Source organism: Polaribacter sp., assembly GCF_024639685.1.
Taxonomy (GTDB): domain Bacteria; phylum Bacteroidota; class Bacteroidia; order Flavobacteriales; family Flavobacteriaceae; genus Polaribacter.
The window spans coordinates 1-18,400 of sequence record NZ_JAHEHX010000018.1; the positions used below are offsets into that span (position 1 = coordinate 1).

General features: G+C 25.5%; 18 protein-coding genes. 13 read left to right on the top strand and 5 right to left on the bottom strand.

The features are described 5' to 3' along the window. The 4 genes from Q0L44_RS05055 to Q0L44_RS05070 all read right to left on the bottom strand — a co-directional run. A partial coding sequence (locus Q0L44_RS05055; protein ID WP_296636140.1) for a hypothetical protein occupies positions 1-251 on the bottom strand: 251 nt, incomplete at its 3' end. Positions 252-352: 101 nt separating this feature from the next. Continuing rightward, complete coding sequence (locus tag Q0L44_RS05060) at positions 353-829, bottom strand: hypothetical protein (RefSeq protein WP_296636143.1); 477 nt, start codon at positions 827-829, stop codon at positions 353-355. Positions 830-1,067: 238 nt separating this feature from the next. Beyond that, positions 1,068-2,795, bottom strand: coding sequence for a DUF3836 domain-containing protein (locus Q0L44_RS05065; protein WP_296636146.1), 1,728 nt, complete (start codon positions 2,793-2,795; stop codon positions 1,068-1,070). Between the two features lie 204 nt (positions 2,796-2,999). Next, positions 3,000-3,719, bottom strand: coding sequence for a hypothetical protein (locus Q0L44_RS05070; protein WP_296636148.1), 720 nt, complete (start codon positions 3,717-3,719; stop codon positions 3,000-3,002). Positions 3,720-3,887: 168 nt separating this feature from the next. Between Q0L44_RS05070 and Q0L44_RS05075 the strand changes: the two genes are divergently transcribed. From Q0L44_RS05075 to Q0L44_RS05110, 8 genes are all read left to right on the top strand, one after another. After that, positions 3,888-4,340, top strand: a complete 453-nt coding sequence (locus tag Q0L44_RS05075) for a hypothetical protein (RefSeq protein WP_296636151.1) — start codon at positions 3,888-3,890, stop codon at positions 4,338-4,340. Positions 4,341-4,912: 572 nt separating this feature from the next. Continuing rightward, entirely contained in the window at positions 4,913-5,356 is a 444-nt protein-coding gene (locus tag Q0L44_RS11555) for a hypothetical protein (RefSeq protein WP_366085131.1), read from the top strand. A 31-nt stretch (positions 5,357-5,387) separates the two neighbouring features. Further along, positions 5,388-5,900, top strand: coding sequence for a GyrI-like domain-containing protein (locus tag Q0L44_RS05085; protein WP_296636156.1), 513 nt, complete (start codon positions 5,388-5,390; stop codon positions 5,898-5,900). A 97-nt stretch (positions 5,901-5,997) separates the two neighbouring features. Then, on the top strand, positions 5,998-6,159 hold the full coding sequence (locus Q0L44_RS05090) for a hypothetical protein (protein ID WP_296636157.1): 162 nt from the start codon (positions 5,998-6,000) through the stop codon (positions 6,157-6,159). Positions 6,160-6,288: 129 nt separating this feature from the next. Further along, on the top strand, positions 6,289-6,501 hold the full coding sequence (locus Q0L44_RS05095) for a hypothetical protein (RefSeq protein WP_296636160.1): 213 nt from the start codon (positions 6,289-6,291) through the stop codon (positions 6,499-6,501). A 568-nt stretch (positions 6,502-7,069) separates the two neighbouring features. Continuing rightward, a complete protein-coding gene (gene mscL, locus Q0L44_RS05100) occupies positions 7,070-7,534 on the top strand; it encodes a large conductance mechanosensitive channel protein MscL (RefSeq protein ID WP_296636163.1) in 465 nt (154 codons plus the stop codon). Position 7,535: 1 nt separating this feature from the next. Further along, the gene (locus tag Q0L44_RS05105; protein WP_296636166.1) at positions 7,536-8,123 is read left to right on the top strand and encodes a DNA/RNA non-specific endonuclease; all 588 of its coding nucleotides are present in this window, start codon (positions 7,536-7,538) and stop codon (positions 8,121-8,123) included. A gap of 209 nt (positions 8,124-8,332) precedes the next feature. Continuing rightward, entirely contained in the window at positions 8,333-8,749 is a 417-nt protein-coding gene (locus tag Q0L44_RS05110) for a hypothetical protein (RefSeq protein WP_296636169.1), read from the top strand. A gap of 60 nt (positions 8,750-8,809) precedes the next feature. Here the strand turns inward: Q0L44_RS05110 and Q0L44_RS05115 are convergent, their stop codons facing one another. After that, positions 8,810-9,568, bottom strand: coding sequence for a DUF481 domain-containing protein (locus Q0L44_RS05115; RefSeq protein WP_296636171.1), 759 nt, complete (start codon positions 9,566-9,568; stop codon positions 8,810-8,812). 89 nt (positions 9,569-9,657) lie between these two features. On the opposite strand from Q0L44_RS05115, the gene Q0L44_RS05120 reads away from it, so the two are divergent. Genes Q0L44_RS05120 through Q0L44_RS05140 form a run of 5 tightly spaced genes read left to right on the top strand, consistent with a single transcriptional unit; the run spans position 9,658 to position 18,396 of the window. Continuing rightward, the gene (locus tag Q0L44_RS05120; protein WP_296636173.1) at positions 9,658-14,073 is read left to right on the top strand and encodes a hypothetical protein; all 4,416 of its coding nucleotides are present in this window, start codon (positions 9,658-9,660) and stop codon (positions 14,071-14,073) included. Positions 14,074-14,082: 9 nt separating this feature from the next. After that, positions 14,083-14,556 (top strand): hypothetical protein, encoded by a 474-nt coding sequence (locus tag Q0L44_RS05125; RefSeq protein WP_296636176.1) that lies wholly within the window; start codon positions 14,083-14,085, stop codon positions 14,554-14,556. A 2-nt stretch (positions 14,557-14,558) separates the two neighbouring features. Next, on the top strand, positions 14,559-15,938 hold the full coding sequence (locus Q0L44_RS05130; protein ID WP_296636179.1) for a DUF4407 domain-containing protein: 1,380 nt from the start codon (positions 14,559-14,561) through the stop codon (positions 15,936-15,938). 3 nt (positions 15,939-15,941) lie between these two features. Further along, positions 15,942-17,009: a hypothetical protein gene (locus Q0L44_RS05135; protein ID WP_296636184.1), complete on the top strand. Its 1,068-nt coding sequence runs from the start codon at positions 15,942-15,944 to the stop codon at positions 17,007-17,009. Beyond that, positions 16,999-18,396, top strand: a complete 1,398-nt coding sequence (locus Q0L44_RS05140; protein WP_296636186.1) for a heterocycloanthracin/sonorensin family bacteriocin — start codon at positions 16,999-17,001, stop codon at positions 18,394-18,396. The genes Q0L44_RS05135 and Q0L44_RS05140 overlap by 11 nt, the downstream gene beginning before the upstream one ends. Positions 18,397-18,400 lie beyond the last annotated feature (4 nt).

Below are 18,400 nucleotides of genomic sequence, written 5' to 3' on the forward strand. Positions count from 1 at the left end.
TGTTTCTTATTGATTATGATTTTACCGAAATTATCAAAGACAACAGTTCTATTACTCTTAAATTTACTACTATAATTATATGTCCATTTTTCTTCTCCTAATTGATTTTCAACCTTTGAAGCTCTACCATACTTTGAAAGGATTAATTCCTTTACATTATCGCTTTTAACAAACAGAGGCCTATTAATAGTTGTCGAGCAGCTATATGTAGAAAAAAGAATAATAAACGAAAGTAGAATTAGATTTTTCATAATTAACTTGTTTTTAATCTACAATATAATAAATATAAACTTAATCTATCTTGTGGTTTAGAAATAGCTGAATTAAAAGAAGAGGATATGCCTATGATTTATTATTCTGAAACAGGAGTATGAGGAATCATTGCTGAAATTTTAAACTCGCCATTCTTTTTTCTTAAGATGTAAGTAGCTGTTCTGTTTTTGGTACCCATTACCGAACTATCCTTTAAAAATCTTGTAAAATTCATTTCGATTACAACTATATTATCATCTTTTTTGTAATGCTCCCAACTATTAGTAATTGAATAACCATAATTATTTTTTTCTAAAGTGTTAAATGAATTTGTTAAAAATGACACTAATTCTTTTTTTGTTTTATATACTATGGTGGAATCACTGAGATATAGGGAAAATGGTAATTCGTATATTTCCTCTGAGATAGTTGTGAAATCTGTACCACTCCAAGCGCTTACATATTTGCTGTACATTGTTGTAATTTCAGGTGGAATATTAAATGTTTTTGTTGTTGGTGAGTTTTTACAGTTATAAAACACTACACTAATTAATATATAGTAAATTAAATTTTTCATAATTAAATTGGTTTTACTTTAAATATAAGTTTAATATACTTAAGAGGTTTAGAAATAGCTGAATTGAAGGAGGAAGATATGCCTATGGTTTATTAGTTATATTTCATAATCTCAGCCTATCATACAACTCAACAATATTCATTCTACGTTAACCACTTACATAATAATTGTAGATTAATAAAGCATAAAAAAACCCAAACATTGCTGAATGGGTTGTTTATAGTAAGCAAACTAAAATCTACTCTTTAATTATTTTTCCACTTTTTTTAATGGTGCTACCATCTTTAATTTTATAAACATATATTGCAGGTGCAAGTGAACTTACATCAATATTGTCACCTGTTTGTATTTTTTTTGAGAATACTTTTTTACCTGTGATATCAAATATTTCTATAAAAGGGTTAAGTATACTGTCTGATAAATTAACTTTTAAAAACTTAGACGTTGGGTTAGGAAATACAACATTAGTATCTTTATTAATGCTTTCAGAAGACAATGTAGACGACTTAGTATAATACCAATACGAATGGTATTTTTCATCTGTAAGTGTATTCCATTGATTAAAATTAGTATCATAAATAGATAATAAGCCTTCTCTTATGCGCTTTGTGTCAGTATCTAAAATAATAGAATACTCTTTCTTTATAGATGGCTTATATACCCCTAAGCCTGCATACCAATTAGAGTATACTACTTCTTGTAAATTATATTCTTCATCATAAGAACTTTCTTTCTTATAATCAAGAATTAATGAATCAGTTTGTTCATCATAAGAATTTCTTATTAAGAGGGTTTGATTGCCGTTTTCATTATAAGTATACTCAGATGTCCAAGTATAAATTTTAGGGTCATAAAAAATAGGATTAACATTCTGAACTCTCAAAGCGAGTCTACCATCTTGATAATAACTACCAACCTCATACATAAAAACAGTTTGACCATTTTCAATATCATACATTGAAGTAGCTCTTCCTTCATAGCCGTCTATATATCTATAGCCTATTTTACTTTGTAATATTTTCTCATTGTCACAAATATTTATAGCATATCCTTCTTCACTAATTACTCTCATTTGGTCATCAAAGCCATATTCATAATTAATTGTTGGAACAAAAACACCAAAACCACTATTATAATCAAATTCTGTTTTACCTATTTGAGTATTGTTCTCATCATAGGCATATTCATATTTAGCAATAGGAATAAAAGCAGCTGAATCAGCATCCCAATTATAACTTATAGAAAGAGTTTGTCTACCGTTTTCATCATAGGCATATTCATTTTTAAAATTAGGGATAAAAGCAGCTGAATCAGCATCCCAATTATAACTTATATAAAGAGTTTGTCTACCGTTTTCATTATAGGTATATTCATTTTTATAACTAGGGATAAAAGCAGCTGAATCAGCATCCCAATTATAACTTATAGAAAGAGTTTGTCTACCGTTTTCATTATAGGTATATTCATTTTTATAACTAGGGATAAAAGCAGCTGAATCAGCATCCCAATTATAACTTATATAAAGAGTTTGTCTACCGTTTTCATTATAGGTATATTCATTTTTATAACTAGGGATAAAAGCAGCTGAATCAGCATCCCAATTATAATATAATAAAAGAGTCGTATTGCCGTTTTCATCATAACTTCTTTTAGTTTTTCCTGAAATACCTTCATTATTAAAATCAACAGTTGACAAACTGTCTAACCTTATAGTATTTTCGCTATTTGCTTTTGAGTATAGAGTAGTATTTTTACTTTGCTTAGGATTAAAAAAATCAGCATCTCGCATACTATCTTCAAATTCACTTATCGGAATAAGTTTTTCAATAGAATCTTTTTGATGTAAAAAATCAGATGATTTATTTAAATGATTTTCACTTTTTTGGTTAAAAGTAGTTTGCTTCGTAATTTGACTGTAAGATGATAATGTTATTATCAATAATAAAAGAGTAGTTGTTTTTTTCATAATAATCTAATTTCAATCAAATATAATAAAAAAACTATTAGCCTTTGAAAACACTAACATAGGTATCAGTAACTTCTTCTTTACCATTTAAAGTATATATAATTAATAGGGATTAACCATTTTACTAATTTATAAACCCTTACTGTTGTTAGGTTTAGAAGAGGTGTTTTTTCCTTAAAAATCAATTACCCATTTTACTAATATTTAAGCCACCTTCATTTTGTTTGCATTATACTCCTTTTGCTTTCTTTGTTTTACTGTCCCAGAGTTGTCTTTAATACTTCTATAAATTTCATTTAGTTCTGGATAGTTGTTTAAATAGTTCTTTATAGTTGACAAAGACAAATTAGAAGCATTCTTCAAAATAGTTTTATTTATCTTTTTTTGATTTAAATCATAGTCGATTAATATTGTTCTTATCAACTCATAATTTACTTCTGAAATCCCTTTATTGATAACACCGTTAAGATGAGTTCTATAAATCTCTTTTCTATTTTCAAAATCTCCTTTCTCCCAAATAAAGTATGGGTTTTTTAAATATCTTATTGAAGCATTAGGCTCAACATCTGTTACACCTTTTAATTCTACTGCGTTGTCTATCATATACTCGTAACCTTGATTAGAAATCATACCTCCTTTGGATATATTACGCATCCGTTTTGCAGCATCAGTTAACATATCTTTTACTGTATCTTTTGAAAACTGTTTATGAGCAGCAGCTATCTGGTTTAAGAGCCATTCAGTCTTATTAATTACTGTATGACTTTCCCAAGTAGATTTATTAGAAATAAACCATTTAAAGATAGGTATGTCTCTTCCTAAATCTATCATTATAAACTCATATCTATTTTCCAATAATAACTGTTTGTGCTTTCTTATTAAACTTGATTCTGTTTCTACAAAAAAACTATCTTCTATATTCATAATTATGATGAATTAAATAGTCAATCACTATGATTGACTTCTATAGAGATAATCTCAAAACAGAAAATTGTTTTTATATCAATGAAATACTGAACTTAGTTAAAGTCAATATTCGTAAGGGTTATACTTAAAAATATAAACATTACATTTATATACTTATTTACACCTATGCATAACTCAAAAGAATTAAAAAAGTCATTTAGTAGTATTCAAAAATGCTACCTTCCTTTATTAAATTATGAAGTAAAAACTTGCGTTAAGTGTGGTAATGAGGAGTTTTATGCTACTATTAAAAACTTTGAAAAATCTTGTAAGAAATGTAAAACCAGATATAAGACTACATATAAAACATTGTTTCATAATGTACGGTTTGGTTTATTAAAAGCCTTTCATATTTACATTGACGTTGCTTACGAAAAACCTAAACCAAAGGCATCTGAATTAGCAAGAAGATATGACTTAACATATAAGACTGCTTATAACTTTAAACAAAAGGTAACAATGGATAATTTATCTATTAATTTAGATGTTTACTTAAGAACAAATAAGCTATATGATGAAGAAAAATTGTTGAAATACTTTGAAAAAATCAAAAAGAGTTATCATTTTTTAAGTATCTAAACAATACATCTTCTTTTAATTCTAGTTATTCTAATCTTTATTAAAAAAAAATTCTAAAGTAATTCTAAACAAAAAATTGTATTTTTAGAGAAATGTAAGTTAGACAAAACACAAAAAATCAATAGATTATGGATTTATTAAATAAAATTTATAAAATTTTCCTATCTGACTTCGCAAAAAATCGATTCGAAAAAACAACACTTTACCTTGCTTTATTTAGTTTTTTTATCCACTTAATTTTAATTTATTTATCAAAATTTAATTTAATAAATTTATTATCAAATTCTGAATTATTTAAAAATCCGATATCTGCAATTTATACTCCATTCTCTTTTATACTTATTTATGAAGTTTACTTATTAATCTTCCACTTACCAAGGTCCTTTACTACATACATAACTAAGCAGTATGAAATTATAACACTTATAATTATTCGAAAATTATTTAAAGATTTATCTGTTCTTGAACTATCATCAGATTGGTTTCAAATAAAAGGAGATCTACAATTTACTTATGATATCCTAGCATCAGTTATTCTTTTTTACTTGATTTATCATTTTCAAAAACAAGGAATGCAAAAATCAACTCATTCAAAAAATGATAAAATAAAAATTGAAAGATTCATTTTTAGAAAGAAAGTAATCGCACTTACTTTAGTTCCCATTTTTGTTTTAATGGCTTTGTTTACATTTTTTAATTGGGTTTCTGATATCTATTCATCTTCTAATAGCATTAATAGTTTTGAAACAATCAATAATTTATTTTTTGATGACTTTTTTACCGCACTAATATTAGTAGATGTAGTTCTTTTACTAATCTCATTCTTTTACACTGATAATTTTGAGAAAATAATTAGAAATTCTGGTTTTATTGTTTCAACAATATTAATAAGAATGTCTTTTGGAGTAAACGGATTAATTAGCACAATTTTAATTTTGGTATCTGTCTTTTTTGGATTAGCTATATTATTAATACATAATAATTACAAAAAAAATATAACTAAGGAAATTGTATAACTAATAAGTGCTTCGCTTGTAAAGATTTTAAATGAAGATAAAATTAAACGAAATCATTAAAATGCAACCAAGAATAGAAATACTTCCAGAAAAGAAATTAGTCGGTAAATCAATAAAAATGTCTTTGGCAAACAATAAAACTAATGAACTCTGGAGCAGTTTTATGCCTAAAAAAAGAGAAATAAAAAATACAATTGGTTCAGATTTATATTCAATACAAATTTATGACAAATTGCTAAATTTCAAAGATTTTAATCCTCAAACTGAATTTTTAAAGTGTGCAATGATTGAGACTTCTGACTTTGATAATATCCCAGAGAATATGGAAACACGTATTTTGAAAGGCGGACTTTACGCAGTTTTTATTCATAAAGGGCAGTTAACAAATTTTCATAAAACAACACAATACATTTTTGAGCAATGGTTACCAAGTTCTAATTTCAAATTAGACAAAAGAGAACATTTTGAACTTTTAGGAAAAAAATATAATCCAACTGATGAAAACTCTGAAGAAGAAGTTTGGATACCAATAAAACAGCACTGAAAGACAAGCACATAACAAAACGTTTAATCTCTTAATCTAGTTCGGCTATTTATAAAGCTTTTAATTAGTTTAAACTAACATTCGTTATCTTTGTTTTATGAAAGAAAAAAACTTATCAATAGGTGCTGGATTAGGATTACTTGCTGGCATTATAATTGGAAGTATTACAGAAAATATTGGGTTATGGATAGCACTAGGACTATCTATTAGAGCTGATATAGGAGGTGTTTTTGACCAAGAAAAACCAAATAATAATTAGTTATCAAAGCAATCGTTAGAAAAATTATTTACACATTACATTTCTTATCTATGGAAGGTTTATATCTAGACATAAAGATAAGCTACAATAAATTTATTAGAGTTCGTTTTTGGTAAACTATTTTATACTATGAATCATTTAGAGTTTTTTATTAATAGAGTAAATGTGAATGATGTACCTAATCTAAACAAAGAGCAATTTAAGTTTATACTCAAAGCAATAAATCTCGAAGGACAAATTCAAGCATTAGATACTGTAGATAATAAAATAATGGTGTCAGAACAAAGACAAAAACTACTGAAAGAATTTAATAGGTTAACAAAAAGGAGAAAACAGAGTTAATTTATAAAGATTTACATTTCTAAGGTATTTAGTTTAATGAGATGAAGCACATCAATGAATTTGTAGAAATAGAATACTAAGTATTCTTTTTACTTGTTTTACGTCTAAAAGTCGAATGTCTGCCAAATGTCTGCCAAATTTTTATAAAAAAAAGATAATAAGTAAAAATATTACCTTAGTTTTACTATGTCTGTAAGTGACTTTAAAAGGTATGGAAATTGTTGTTAACCTTATAAAAATTAAGTTTTACCCAACAAAAAAGCTTCACATTTCTGTGAAGCTTTAAGTGAACTCAACAATCAGAAGTTCTAACTTTTTTGAGGATATAGAAAATATATTAATGCAAAATAATAACTTAAAAAAAACCTCCAACCAAATAAAGGTTGAAGGTTCTACTGTGAGCTCAAAAATCAAAAGTTCAAACTATTTTAAGGATATAAAAAATATATTAATGCTATATATATAACAATAGCTATGAATTGATAATAAATACAAAGTATATCATAGTAGAAAAAACTAAGTTAAACAAAATATATAATGTATTACTAGTTTTTTGTATTTTTAGAATATGAAAATATTTGAAGAATTTAAAGAGTTTGCAGTTAAAGGAAATATGTTTGATATGGCTATTGGAATTATAATAGGAGCTTCATTTAACTCTGTTATTGATGTTTTGGTTAAAAAAATATTTTTACCTCCACTATCCTTGTTATCTAATGGAATTAATTTAGAAAGTAAAAAAATTATTTTAAGAGAAGCTTACAAAAATAATCTAGGAGAAACAACAATAGAAGAAGTGGCAATAAGCTATGGTGTTTTAATTGAAACTTTATTAGATTTTTTAATTGTTGGTTTTACTATTTTTTTTGTCACAAAAATCATTAATAAAATAAATAAAAAAGCAGAAGATCCAGAGGATAATTCTATTAAAACACCAAAAAACATTGAATTATTAATAAATATTAATAAACTATTTGAAGAGCAAAATGAACTTTTACGATCGAAAACCAAAAAAAATATATCAAAGAATTAATATGAAATATAAATTACTAATTATATTAATATATTTAATAAAGTTTAATACTCAAGCACAATTAAGAGAATCAGTAATTATAAAAAATGATATTTTTAAAGTCAACTATAGTGAAGTGTTGGAACAGCCAGTTTGGTTAGAGTATAAAGTTTTATGCCCTAATGGAAAAGCTGATAGAAGTGGTTTAAATTTTTATGAAGTAAAAGGCATACACACTTCGGATGATGATGATTACTCTAAAAATATTTGGGATAAAGGACATCTTGCTCCAGCAGCAGCTTTTAATTGTAATAAAGAAACTTTAAGGAAAACATTTTCATACTTAAATTCTGCTCTACAGCATAAATCTTTAAATAGAGGTGTTTGGAATAAACTAGAAGAGTTTGAAAGAAATCTTGCACTCTTCTATGAAGTGAGAGTCCGAATTGAAGTTTTATTTGAGGGGGACTGTAAGGTTCTCCCCTCAGGCGCAACGGTTCCTTCAAGTTTCATAAAAATAATTAAATGGGGTAATAGAGAAGAGAAATTCTTATTTCCAAACTCAGACACCAAAAAAACTAAATGGCAAGATTATCATGTGCTGAAATAAATAAGTTTAAAAAATTATTTATGTGTTAAATAATAATTTTTTAAAATATATAGTTTATTTTAAAGTAGTTAAAAGATTAACAGACCATAATTCAAATATTACTTCTAATAACACTTATAGAAACATAAGTGTTTTTTTTATATCTCATTTATACATTCAACATTAGTTTTTTTTTTACTTCATTCTCAAAACTTCCTAAAAACATTTTCTTGAATAATTATAAAATATCGAAGGAAAGACTCAGCAGGGCTATTATCTATAATTCAATTGTATTTGATTTTTTTAAGAATATTAATGATTATGTAGATGATGTTAGAAACTTAAAAAACAACAAATTAAAAATAATAGCTGGTAGTGAATTTGAAGTAGATGTAGAAGAATTCAAGAATGCCAGTAGAATTAATACTTCACATGCATTACTTGTATATTCATATAACTATGAAACATCACTATATAATAGAGCTATTAAGCTTTACAAAGAAAATATAGAATATAAATTTGGAGATACTTTCAAAAATTTATCATCTGAAGAAATGATAAAACAAGATCTTGACAGTTTTCTCGAATTAGGTTTAATTGATGAAAAAAACAAAAAGAAAGTTTTAAAAGATCTTAAATTTATGTAAAATTTAAAATTAATCTATGATATTTAATCGTTTTAAAATATCCTTTTGATTAAAATTTATTTAAATTGAATACTCAATTCCTAGTGTAAATGAAGTATCTGTTGTCAACACATCAATATAGGGCGTAGAATGAAATCTATATGTAGAATCTATGAATAAATCAACTTTTTTTAATGAATAATATATTCTCGGTTGAAGAAACAAACGATAATCTTTTGTATTCGAAGTATTAATTTGATAATAAACTGATAGATTTAAAAAAAAGTCCTTAGTAAAGGCATATTTACCAAAAGCACTTAAACTATAACGCCAATTGTAAATTTGCAACTGCTGGTTTTCAGATTCATCATACAATTCATCCTCAAAAAAAATTCCTGCGCTTAAATCAAAATATGAATCTGATTTTGAGAATAAATGATGCCTATAACCTCCTCCACTTATGTAACGGTGTTTCATTCTAATAGATTTTATATTTTGTCCTTGAGCAAAAGCAAAAACAGAATTTTTACCAATACTGTAATTATATCTTAATTGACCTGTAAAATCTGACGCAAGGATTTCATTACTTTCATTAATATAGTCATAGTTAAAAAGTAATCTAAATTGATTTTTTCCTATTTTTTTTGAAAATTGGTGTGCGGTAGAAAATTGTATTAACTCAATATTTCCAAAATTAAAATCCCCTTGAAAACTTAAATTATATGACAAGTCGTCTTTTAAATCAGACATCATATTTTCTGTGTTAATAATTGTTTGAGATTTTAAATTTATAGACGCCAACAAAAAAATAATATGAAGGATAACAATATTGTTTTTCATTTTTAGTGGTTTTAATTATTTTTTTAAATAACAAAAATATTAAAAATATTTAACAGGTTTTTATTATATTGGCTTATTGATTTTTTTTCTTGAAACAAAAACTTAAATATTTAACATTATTTCTTTTTCTTACACCTTCTATATTATTTTCTCAAATAGAAGAAGTTGAAAAATTGTACAAAAAAGCAACTGTTGCTTGTTTTTTTAGTGCTAGTAAATTAAATTCTTACTACGATTTAAAATATGCTGAGACGATTTTAGATTCCACAAAAATTGCTTTATCTAGACTTGAAAAGACTCACCCTAAGTACAATATAATACTTTCAAATATTAATTCATTAGAGAGCGAACTTAAAACTTCTAAAGAAATAGCAGAAGATAATTTAAATTATATTTACCCCTCTTTTGCAGTTCTTGCAGGACACAGAAATGATTATAATTTTATTGATGATACTGAAGAGTTATTATTAGAAGACTTGCTTCAGAACTTTTTAGATCAAGCAGATCCAATATATAAAGGAAATTTATCTACCACATCACATTTCATAATCTTTGAAGTTGAACCTTTTTCATTTGGACACATTGGAGTTCTCTTGGATTATATTTCTGTAAATACATCCCATTATGCGATAAGGCCACATGAAGTTAAACAGATATTAGGAGAAGAAGGATATAATAGATATACAAAAAACACTTTATCTAGTAAAGATTATTTAAAAATATTAAGTTATTATGGTATAGATGATCTTTTATCAATTTCTTTTTCCGATAATGGCTCTTTTAATAATATTTTTTATAAAGGAATTAAACTTGATGTTATTAATAGTTCTAATCCAAATAAAGTTTTTTACAAATACACTGAAAAATTTAAGCTTGATAAATCAGATGCTTTTTGGACCTCGTTGAAATTAGTTTTATTCATTCTTCTTATTGTCATATTAATTTACTTCACTTTGTTCTCTGGTTACTTAAAATATGAAGCCTCTGAAAAAGTTTTAAAAACCTCGAAAAAAAACCTTTTAAGAGAAATATTTTCTATTGATCATTATATTTTGTTATGGTCTGCAACTATTGCAATTTATATTTTTAGTCATTTATCACAAAATATTAGGCCTGATATTAATGCATTCAAAGGAGATTTTTTCTCTTTCTTGTGGCCTATAATACAGGTATTAACTCCTATGTTAATGGTTTTTATTATTGGATTTTTCGTTCGGTATAAATTTTCGAAAAGCACAACTACTTCTCCTGATAGTTTGTCAAGATTAATTTTTATTTCTCTATCATTTCCATATATATATTTAGAATACTATAATTCGTTAAGTAAAACAATAAATGCAGATTTTTATATCTATATTGAGTATATTCTATTTTTATCTCTTTTAGTTTTACCTTCAATTACTCTAGGTAAATACATTTCAGATTTGTTGAAAAAAAATTACCAAAAAACATCACTTATAATTGTTGAGTTTCTAAACTTTATTCTTTTGATTTTGGTTCAATATTTTATGTTGGTTGGTAACTTCAATTATAGTCTAATCATACTTATAGTATCTAATGTAATTTCTTCTTACTATTTTTGGTTCAGAAAAAATGAGGATAATTTAAAATTAATAACAGAAAATAAAATCGTTGATTTTAATATTATTCCTAATTTCATTTACAATGGTACAAATGTAAATTCAGTAATTAATGATATAGATGAATTTATAAATGATTTAGACAAAAATGTTCTAATAATTTCTGGTAAACGCGGAACTGGAAAAACGAGGCTTATTGAATATTACTTTGAACAAAAAGAAAATAAACTAGAATTATTCAAAGGTTCATTTGATGAAAAAAACACAAATCACAAATCAGAATTTAGTGTTTTTAAAAATATTTTTATTAATTCTAACCTTAGTATTTCTAGTGATTTCTTTAACAGAAATACTGCGGCTATCCATGGAATTGAGGCTGCGCTGAAAACTGGATTAAAAGTAGCCCAGGTTGATGTTTCCGAGGTTTTTGACATAGATAAAAATTCTACTAACCTAATGGATTTAAGTTCAGATTTATTAGAAGAGCTGGCAAAATTTGCAGAAGAAACTAATAAGAAACAGATCGTAGTTTTCGAAGATTATCACTGTGTGGAAAATGATATTAATAACAAAGATTTTATTAATGCTTTAATAAAAAATCATTCTAAAAGAACTTTTTTTCAAAAAAACATCAAGTTTATATTTAGTTACGAGTCAGAATATAATACTGAGGGACAATCATTTAACACCTATCTTAAAGAATTAATCAGACTTACTTCTCATAGCGAGAGCGAAATTATTATTGATAACCCAGTATCATTTATTTCAGAATACTGCTCAAAAACTGACCAATTAATAATTGATGAGAGGCTAACTCCATTCTTAATGAAAAATTTAGCTAATGATAATTTCAGTCCTCTAGCACTTGAAGTTTACATCAAAGAATTAATGAACGAAAAATATGTTGTTATTAATGATAATTTAATTAAAATAATAAAAAACCCTGGAGATTTTGTTTTAAAAAGTGAATTATTTTACAAAAAAGATAAAGATTTATATTGTACACTCAAATCTAACGAAAAAAACCTGTTATTTTCTGCAGCTAAATATGGAAAAAAATTTAATGCGGAGATTTTAAGTCATATTTGGAATATTGACCTAATTCATGTTATAGATATTTTAGAGCAAATTGAAGATATTGGATTAATTGAAGATGAAAAAGACACAGATAATATTTTTGAATTTAAAAATATACATTTCTACAATTGGCTAAAATTAAATTATAAGAAAACTCAAAAAAATAACGAAGAACAAAAACAAAAGGAAATAGAGATAGATAAAAGAATTATTAATTACATATTTACAAAAGATGATTTAAATAATTTTTCAAAAAATGAAGTTTATACATTCATTAGACTGTTAGATAAATTAGGAAATAAGATAAAGGATTATAAAAGTAAATTAATTAAGCTCAGGTTTTTTGTTGCTAAACAAGTATTCAAATCACCCGAAGAACAAAATGGGGAAGGTGTAATATTTTTAAAAGAAATTTTTAAAAATATTCTTCCAATTCATAAATTTTATATTGTTGATATTATTGAAATAATTAAAAATTGTGTAATTCAAAATGGAAATTTAGAAATTTTAATTGATGATGAAAAAGATCGAACGTTATTAGAAATAATATTTGACTATATACTGGTTAATGGAACTAATCAAGAAAAATCAGAATTTAATTTAATAAATCTAAAGAATTTATGGTCTTTACAATTATATAAATCTGAAAAAGGTCAATTAGACTTTTTTAATAAATCTTTTAAGTTTGAAGAATATATAGATAAGGATAAAGTAAGAGCTAATTTTTATAAATTACTTATTGAAACTCGAGGAAAGATGACGGTTCCACAATATGACAAATTAATCAATTCCGCATTTATTGATAAAGACTTTCAATTGGTTGGAGAAATATTGAGAGATAGAATTTTAAGAGGAAATCTCAGTCTAAAAGAAAAAAAATCTAACTTAGACTTTTGTTTATCAATTGAAACAGGTCAGAAAATAAAAAAACACGAAATTCAATCAAGCAATTTAGAAGATTTTGATGTAAAAAATAAAATTAAAAATATTTTATCTTCAAAATTAGATTCAACTAAAGCAATTAACTTATCTTATATTTTAAGTAGATATTTAGAGTTTTACACTAAAAAGAAAAATTATAGAACAGTTCTTTCTTTTTCAAAGTATGCTAAGAGTATTGCGGTTGATTATGGAGATCGAATTGGAATTTACAACGCGCAAAAATTTGCTGGATTCTCACAATATTGTTTAGGTAATTATGACGCTTCACTACTCATTTATGAAGAATATTTTTATGAAATGCTAGCAAACGAAAAATATGTAAATAAATATTTTAGAGATGCCTTGGAGGGTATTTTATATAACTGTAGGGCACTTAATGATTATACGATATTTGAAAAAATTGATAAATTTTTGAGAAAAGAAATAAAATTTTTACCATATTCTCTTGTATATGCAAATCCGGAAAGAAGTTTATTTAGCTCTAAAGAGCAAATTATTAATTTACTTCCAAAATCTGAAAATAAATATAGAAATAAAGAATCTTTTAAATATTTTAATTTGACTAAAAACATATTAGAATGTTTTATTGCAGCTGATAAAGATTTTGACAAAGCAGAATCATTCGATCTAAAACAAATTTTTTTATTACTGTTTAATAAAAAAATTGATGTTGAGTTAATTTCAAAATCAATTTCGAAAAAAATCAAATCTATAGAACCCGAGGTTGACTTTGGAAAAAGTAAACTATTTAAAGATTTTATTAATTATGGAAGTGAGCTAAAATTGATTGAAGATGAATATTTCAAGGAACAAATCTTTTATTACAGTAAGTTAATAGTAAGTTCAGACGGAAATATTCATCCAAATGAACAGTTATTATTGTTGAAGCTAAAAGAATTTATTTAAGAGAAAAAAATGAAAATTATAAACTATATTTTTTTAGATGATTACTTCAAAATTAATTTTGAATCTGTTAAAAGTTTTAAAATTATCATTGGATATAAACAGTCTTCTTTTTTTTTAAAAACTACAAGTAAACCGTCTATTTTTATTAAGGCTACAAAATCTCTTACTAAAATTTTAGTAATTAATATAAAATGGCTTAATGTACAAAAAACATTTTTTAATTTAAATCCTGAAAATTTAAAACAAAACAATTTTCCATCCAAAGATTTAAGTTTCGAAAATAGATTAAACTCAAAAGGAATAGAAAATAGAACTGAAGAATTACTAGATTATAATAACGATTTTCAAGAAATTAAATTAAATCGTCCTTTAATTAAATTTAAAATACTTTCTAAACCTAATAACTTTATTAATTACACTATTGATAAAAAACACGTTACAAAAATAATTAAATACAAACGACCAATCCTAAAGACAAAATAATCATGGAAAAAGAACTGAATACTAATCAAATTCAAGGTGAGCCAAAAGAAACTGAAATACAAAACTATAATTTAGATTTAAATGACTATTTAAAAGATACTAAAGTCTCATTATTTACCAAATTTCTTTGGTGGTGTTGCGGTGCTGATAAAAAAATTCTTATTAAAGCAACAAATTATGATCGGGTAAAGTATGCTGGGATTGGTGCAATTGTTCTTGTTACAGGTATTTTAGCAGCTGTTTCTGGTGGATTTGCATTTAGCACAATTTTTGCTACAAAAGAAATGGCTGTAGATAAAATTAATACAGGAGAAGATGGAATGTTTTCAATTCTTGAAAGTATTGATATCTCCTCTATCGCAGTTGTAATATTTGCTATTTTTTGGGGTTTAATGATATTCAACATTGACAGATTTATAATTTCATCTACGGGTAAAGGAGACGGAACAGATAAAATTACAAGGGGAGAATTGGGCCGTGCATTTCCTAGATTATTAATTGCTATAATTCTTGGTATAACAATATCAAAACCTTTGGAACTTAAAATATTTGAATCAGAAATAAATGCTGAACTTGAACAGAAACAAAGAGATTATCAGGCAGAATTAGATGAAAAAACAACAGCTAAGTTTGATAAATTAAAAAAAGAGCTTGATGAAAAAAGAATGCCTTTAAGAGAAAAAAGAAATGATTTGAATAAGACCTTAGAAGAAAGAAGATTGGAAATTTTAAATCTTGAAGAAGAACTTCAATACGAAATTCAAGGAAGAGTTAAAGGTAGAAAAGGGAGTGGAAGAGGTGGATATGGACCAGCAGCAAAAAAAATTGAACAAACTTTAGCAAAAAGAACTTCTGAACTCGAAAATCTGAAACTAAATTATGCGGTTTTGCAAAAAGAATTAGGGGATGAAATAAAAGGTATAAAACTCCAAATCACAGAACTTGATGGTGAACAGAAAACTGAACGAATTAATAATAAAAAACTGGCAAAAGGCCTTGACGGCTTACTTCAAAGAATAAAAATTGGGGATGAGGTAGCAGGTATAATAGGTTATTTTCTAATGGCTCTATTACTTTCAATTGAAACTGGTCCCTTGTTTTTTAAAATGATGATGAATAAAGGTCCATACGATTATATGGAAGAAAACCTAAAAAATAAGATTAAAGCTTTTAATGGAATAGTTATTGAATACGATTTCTATCCAGATGGTAAAAATGGTAAAAAAATAAAAAAAATAAATTTTTTAGAAGTTAAAGCAGAAGAAGATATAGCCAAAACTAGAGTTGCTGGACAAACTGAAATAAATAATTCAATTATTGAAAGTTACAAGACTTCAGAAATAAAAAATATTAAAAATAACCCTGAAGATTACATATCTTAATACATGCAAAAATTTAATTTCTTTATACTTAAATATATATTGGGAATAGACCCTTATGTTTTAAAACAAGAAAAAGAAAATAATTGGGCAATATTTTTTTCAATATTCACTATCACTTACCTAGGTATTTTCTTTTTCACATTAATGAAGTCCATAGAAGCTATTTTGTATGAGTTACAATATATTTTTATTTTTCTAATTAGCATTATTGCATTCTTACCCTTTTATAATGTGTTTTCATTTGCTTTAATTTCATGGAGATCTCATAACAGCTTTTTAAGTAATGGTAAGAATAATAGGTTTTCTTACTATTTCTCTAAGACTTTAACCTTATTTATACGCTGTATTTTTTTATTCTTAACTCTTGGATTATTTATTGGGTTGTCTTACACCTTACTAAATCAAAAGATAGTTTCTCAAGATATTGAATTATTCAAAAAAACTTTGATATTAGACTACAAAGAAAATTTAAAAGAACAAGTTGAAATTGACAAGAAAATTGAAAGTAGAGAATATTTTTACATTTCAAAAGAAATTAATAAACTTCAAGAAAAAATTAAAAACTCAAATTCAAAATTAGATAGCTTAAGCTATCTAAGTCTAAAGAAACCTCTTGTTGAAAAAAAAGAACTGTTAAAAAAAGAAATAGAAGTTTTAGAACTACAGTTTTTAGAAAATTCTAATAAAAAACTAAAAAAATATGAACAGGATATTCACAAAAATCCATTTTTTCTAAAATCATTAATATATCTTTCCAACAAAGATTCATTTTTAAAATATGCAGTATTAATTTTATTAATTTTTGGAACATTCATGTTTTTATTTTGGAAGAGATTTGTAAGCTCAAAATCAACTTATCATAAAATAGATAACCATCTTCATAAAAATGCAATTATTCTCACCTCTACCCCAATAATTAAAAGCACAATCGAAATTGTAAAATCAAAATTCAATTATGATTATAAAATACAGTTTCCGATTGATGAAAATTCCACTGAAAATAAAATTAAGCCTGAAGTTGTTTTGGGTAAAGATGATTTTATAACAAAGCTTAGAAAAAATGAGTTATAAAATACATGTCACATCAGGGATTTTTTCTTCAGCATTTAAAGCTAAAAAAAACTCGACTTCAGGTAATTTTGACACATTTAGTCAAAAATCTGATTATCATGATATTGAATTAACAGGTGAAAAAAAATTTAATATTTCAGAAACAGAGGTTGTTTATGAAATAAAAGAATTTAATGACTTAGTTAATAGACCAAAAATTATTGTTGAAAACACAGTAAATGTAGAAACAAAATATCCTACAAAAAAAAGAGTATTTCCAAACCCTCAAAATAAAGAATATAAAATACTAACTATCCTTAATCCTGTTTTTGAAAATGTAAGTTTAGATGAAAAAAATCCATTATATATTTATGGATTTTTAAAAGGAGAGTGTTTGATATATAGAAAGGTTTGGAAACCAATTAAAACAACAACTAAAAAAAATAAAAAAGAATTAAAAACAACAATTAATAAAGTCACAAAAAGTGAAATTACTACTTTAGAAGAAAAGACATGTTTTAATAATAGAAATAAACAAAAGAATTGTTTCAACAAAGGTATTCTTTCAGGTAATAAACCTTGCTTTGACTCAAGTTATGGCAAGCAGCACGGTTTAATGACCAAGCCTTGTTTTAGAAACACCTTATATCCAAGCAAAAAAGGTTGTTATTCGAACTCTATAGGTTACTTTTCTGGGCCACAAATTACTGGATCACCAATGCCTTGTTATTCTGGATGTTTTGGGTTTGGATGTTTTAATTCTGGATGTTTCGGGTGTTTTGGAAATAGTTGTTTTAGTTCTGGATTGGCAAGACCTTGCTTTAACTCTCCTATATTAAGAGCACTATTTAATTTATTTGGATTACTAAGTCTTTTTATGATTTTAGCTTACTTAATTTGTAATTTAGGAGGGTCTGTTGTAAGTATTCCTAAAACTGAAGAAATTAAAGAAACAGATCAAACAAATATTATAGCTCCAGATTCCTTAATGGTTAATAAAGAAAAAATTATAAACCCTATTAAGGAATCAGAAATTATTGATATGGGAAGTACCGATCGAGTATTTTTATTTGTTGGTGATTTTGAAGACGAAGATGGAGATACAGTAAACTTATATTTTAATGATGAACCTATTGCTAGTAACTTGAGACTCCAAAACAATATTAAACAATTTGAACTTACAGATGTTATTCCAAAAAATATTAATACTCTTCGAGTAGAAGCGGTGTCAAATGGAACTTTCGGCTCACCTTGCACTACGTCCTTTTATGTTAGTAAAAATTGTTTTGGTGAACAGGAGTTCTTCGAAAAAAATGAAATTTATCTCTTTGCTGGAAAAGAGGAAAACAAACGTATTGGAGAAATATATTTTTATATAAATGAACTAGATTGTGTTTATGAAAAGTAGAAAA

What these genes read in the sequence shown, in the direction of transcription:
- Q0L44_RS05060 (WP_296636143.1), bottom strand. Translation starts at nt 829, where the DNA reads ATGAAAAATTTAATTTACTATATATTAATTAGTGTAGTGTTTTATAAC.
- Q0L44_RS05065 (WP_296636146.1), bottom strand. Translation starts at nt 2,795, where the DNA reads ATGAAAAAAACAACTACTCTTTTATTATTGATAATAACATTATCATCT.
- Q0L44_RS05070 (WP_296636148.1), bottom strand. Translation starts at nt 3,719, where the DNA reads ATGAATATAGAAGATAGTTTTTTTGTAGAAACAGAATCAAGTTTAATA.
- Q0L44_RS05075 (WP_296636151.1), top strand. Translation starts at nt 3,888, where the DNA reads ATGCATAACTCAAAAGAATTAAAAAAGTCATTTAGTAGTATTCAAAAA.
- Q0L44_RS11555 (WP_366085131.1), top strand. Translation starts at nt 4,913, where the DNA reads ATGCAAAAATCAACTCATTCAAAAAATGATAAAATAAAAATTGAAAGA.
- Q0L44_RS05085 (WP_296636156.1), top strand. Translation starts at nt 5,388, where the DNA reads ATGAAGATAAAATTAAACGAAATCATTAAAATGCAACCAAGAATAGAA.
- Q0L44_RS05090 (WP_296636157.1), top strand. Translation starts at nt 5,998, where the DNA reads ATGAAAGAAAAAAACTTATCAATAGGTGCTGGATTAGGATTACTTGCT.
- Q0L44_RS05095 (WP_296636160.1), top strand. Translation starts at nt 6,289, where the DNA reads ATGAATCATTTAGAGTTTTTTATTAATAGAGTAAATGTGAATGATGTA.
- mscL (WP_296636163.1), top strand. Translation starts at nt 7,070, where the DNA reads ATGAAAATATTTGAAGAATTTAAAGAGTTTGCAGTTAAAGGAAATATG.
- Q0L44_RS05105 (WP_296636166.1), top strand. Translation starts at nt 7,536, where the DNA reads ATGAAATATAAATTACTAATTATATTAATATATTTAATAAAGTTTAAT.
- Q0L44_RS05115 (WP_296636171.1), bottom strand. Translation starts at nt 9,568, where the DNA reads ATGAAAAACAATATTGTTATCCTTCATATTATTTTTTTGTTGGCGTCT.
- Q0L44_RS05125 (WP_296636176.1), top strand. Translation starts at nt 14,083, where the DNA reads ATGAAAATTATAAACTATATTTTTTTAGATGATTACTTCAAAATTAAT.
- Q0L44_RS05130 (WP_296636179.1), top strand. Translation starts at nt 14,559, where the DNA reads ATGGAAAAAGAACTGAATACTAATCAAATTCAAGGTGAGCCAAAAGAA.
- Q0L44_RS05135 (WP_296636184.1), top strand. Translation starts at nt 15,942, where the DNA reads ATGCAAAAATTTAATTTCTTTATACTTAAATATATATTGGGAATAGAC.
- Q0L44_RS05140 (WP_296636186.1), top strand. Translation starts at nt 16,999, where the DNA reads ATGAGTTATAAAATACATGTCACATCAGGGATTTTTTCTTCAGCATTT.